Annotated in this window: 2 protein-coding genes and 1 rRNA gene; 2 read left to right on the forward strand and 1 reads right to left on the reverse strand. The window is 74.2% G+C overall.

Going from position 1 to position 2,778, the window contains the following annotated elements:
- Positions 1-93: ribosomal RNA gene (gene rrf / locus HUW36_RS30050) — 5S ribosomal RNA — on the forward strand; the annotation flags it as partial.
- Positions 94-186: 93 nt separating this feature from the next.
- Here the strand turns inward: rrf and HUW36_RS30055 are convergent.
- A complete protein-coding gene (locus HUW36_RS30055) occupies positions 187-1,812 on the reverse strand; it encodes a hypothetical protein (RefSeq protein WP_174531179.1) in 1,626 nt (541 codons plus the stop codon).
- A gap of 57 nt (positions 1,813-1,869) precedes the next feature.
- Between HUW36_RS30055 and HUW36_RS34680 the strand changes: the two genes are divergently transcribed.
- The coding region (locus HUW36_RS34680; RefSeq protein WP_246248391.1) for a tetratricopeptide repeat protein at positions 1,870-2,778 on the forward strand (909 nt) is incomplete at its 3' end.

Consider the following 2,778-nt stretch of genomic DNA (forward strand, 5'->3'; position numbering starts at 1 on the left):
ACGCCCGGCAACATTCCGAACCCGGAAGCTAAGCCCTCCAGCGCCGATGGTACTGCACTCGGGAGGGTGTGGGAGAGTAGGACACCGCCGGACAATCTTTCAGTCGAGGGCCGCCCCAGCAGGGTCGGCCCTCGACTGCGTTAGCGTTCTGGCGGAGACGCCATCAGGAAGGATGCACCTGTGAGTTCAGGACCGCAGGGCGGGGACCGGCCCCGCCGTCACGAGGACAGCGCCGACCGCGGCCGGGAGCGTAACGACGCCCGCCGCGACGACCGTCCTTCGTACCGGGGTGGCCGCGACGACCGCGCCGGCGGCTTCCGTGGTGGCGAGAACCGCGACGGTGGTTACCGCCGCGACGATCGGCCCAGCGGCGGTGACCGCCGTGAGGGTGGCTTCCGTGGTGGCGACCGTCGCGAGGGTGGCTTCCGCGGTGGTGACCGCGAGGGCGGCTTCCGCGGTGGGGATCGCCGTGAGGGCGGTTTCCGTGGCGGTGACCGGGCGGGCGGTTTCCGCGGCGGGGACCGGGACAACCGGCCCGGCGGCGATCGCCGCGATGGTGGTTTCCGCGGTGGTGACCGCGAGGGTGGTTTCCGCGGTGGTGACCGTCGTGAAGGCGGCTTCCGTGGCGGTGACCGGGACAACCGGCCTGGCGGTGGCGACCGCCGTGAGGGTGGTTTCCGCGGTGGCGATCGCGAGGGTGGTTTCCGCGGTGGTGACCGCCGCGAGGGCGGTTTCCGTGGCGGTGACCGGGACAACCGGCCCGGTGGGGACCGTCGCGAGGGCGGTTTCCGGGGCGGGGACCGTCGTGAGGGTGGCTTCCGTGGCGGCGATCGCGAGGGCGGTTTCCGGGGCGGCGACCGTCGTGAAGGTGGTTTCCGCGGTGGTGACCGTCGTGAGGGTGGCTTCCGTGGCGGTGACCGGGACAACCGGCCCGGCGGCGGCGACCGCCGTGAGGGCGGTTTCCGTGGCGGTGACCGTGAGGGCGGTTTCCGTGGCGGTGACCGTGAGGGCGGTTTCCGCGGCGGTGACCGTCGTGAAGGCGGCTTCCGCGGCGGCGACCGGGACAACCGGCCCGGTGGGGACCGTCGTGAGGGTGGCTTCCGCGGGGGTGACCGTCGTGAGGGTGGCTTCCGTGGGGGCGATCGGGACAACCGGCCCGGCGGCGAGCGCCGTGAAGGCGGTTTCCGTGGCGGTGACCGTGAGGGTGGCTTCCGCGGCGGTGACCGTCGTGAAGGCGGCTTCCGTGGCGGCGACCGTGAGGGCGGCTTCCGCAGCGGCGACCGGGAGAACCGGCCCGGTGGTGACCGTCGTGAGGGCGGTTTCCGCGGCGGTGACCGGGAGAACCGGCCCGGTGGTGACCGTCGTGAGGGTGGCTTCCGCGGCGGCGACCGTCGTGAGGGTGGCTTCCGCGGCGGGGACCGTCGTGAGGGTGGCTTCCGCGGCGGTGACCGGGACAACCGGCCCGGCGGCGAGCGCCGTGAAGGCGGTTTCCGTGGCGGTGACCGTGAGGGTGGCTTCCGCGGCGGCGACCGTCGTGAAGGCGGCTTCCGTGACGGCGGCTTCCGCCGTGAGGACCGGGCCCCGGGTGGCTACCGGGGCGGTCGTGACGACCGGGGCGGTGACCGCCGCGGCTACGAGGACCGGCCGGGCAACTACGGGCCGCAGCGTGAGCGTCAGGACGAACGAGGCGAGGGGCGTACCGGCGAGGCGCCGGAACTGCCGGACGAGGTGGTCGCGAGTGACCTCGACTCGACCGTCCGCGCGGAGCTGCTCTCGCTCGCCAAGCCGGTCGCGGAGACCGTCGCCCGGCACCTGGTCGCGACCGGACTGCTGATCGACGACGACCCGACGCTGGCCCTGGCGCACGCGATGGCGGCCCGCCGGCTCGCCTCGCGTATCTCCGCCGTGCGGGAGGCGGTCGGGCTGGCCGCGTACCACGCGGGGGAGTGGCAGACCGCCATCGCCGAGCTGCGGACGTACCACCGGATGAGCGGCCTGCAGAGCCACCTGGCGGTGCTGGCCGACTGCGAGCGGGCGCTGGGGCGGCCGGAACGGGCGATCGACCTGTTCCGTGGCGCGGACCGGGAGAAGCTCGACCAGGCCGTCGCCGTCGAGCTGCTGATCGTGGCCGCCGGTGCCCGGGGCGACCTGGGGCAGAAGGACGCGGCCGTGGCGATGCTGCAGGTCCGCGAGCTGACCACCGAATCGCCCGAGCCCTGGACGGCGCGACTGCGCTACGCGTACGCGGACGCGCTGCTCGCGGTGGGTCGCCGCGAGGAGGCCCGGGAGTGGTTCTCCCGGGCGGCCGATGTCGACTCCGAGGGCGAGACCGACGCGGCCGAGCGGCTGCTGGAGCTCGACGGCGTGGTCATCGAGGGCGACGACGAGGACGACGAGCCGGAGGGCGACGCCGACGGGACCGACCCGGCGACCGCGCGCTCCGCCGACGAGGACGACGACGACGACGAGGACGAGGACGACGACGAGGACGAGGACGACGACCTCGACGACGACGAGGATGAGGACGACGACCTCGACGGCGACGACGAGGATGAGGACGACGACCTCGACGGCGACGACGAGGATGAGGACGACGAGGACGAGGACGACCTCGACGACGAGCAGGACGAGGACGACGACGACCTCGACGGCGACACCCGTCCGGGCGTCGACGGCGCCGCCCCGGCGGACGCCGGTGACGCGGCGCGAGCCGGGTACCGGGACCGCGACGCCGGCGACCTGGGCGACGACGAGCTGACCGACGCCGAGGCGCGGTCG

The sequence above is a fragment of the Micromonospora maritima genome (genome assembly GCF_902825405.1).
Classification (GTDB): domain Bacteria; phylum Actinomycetota; class Actinomycetes; order Mycobacteriales; family Micromonosporaceae; genus Micromonospora; species Micromonospora maritima.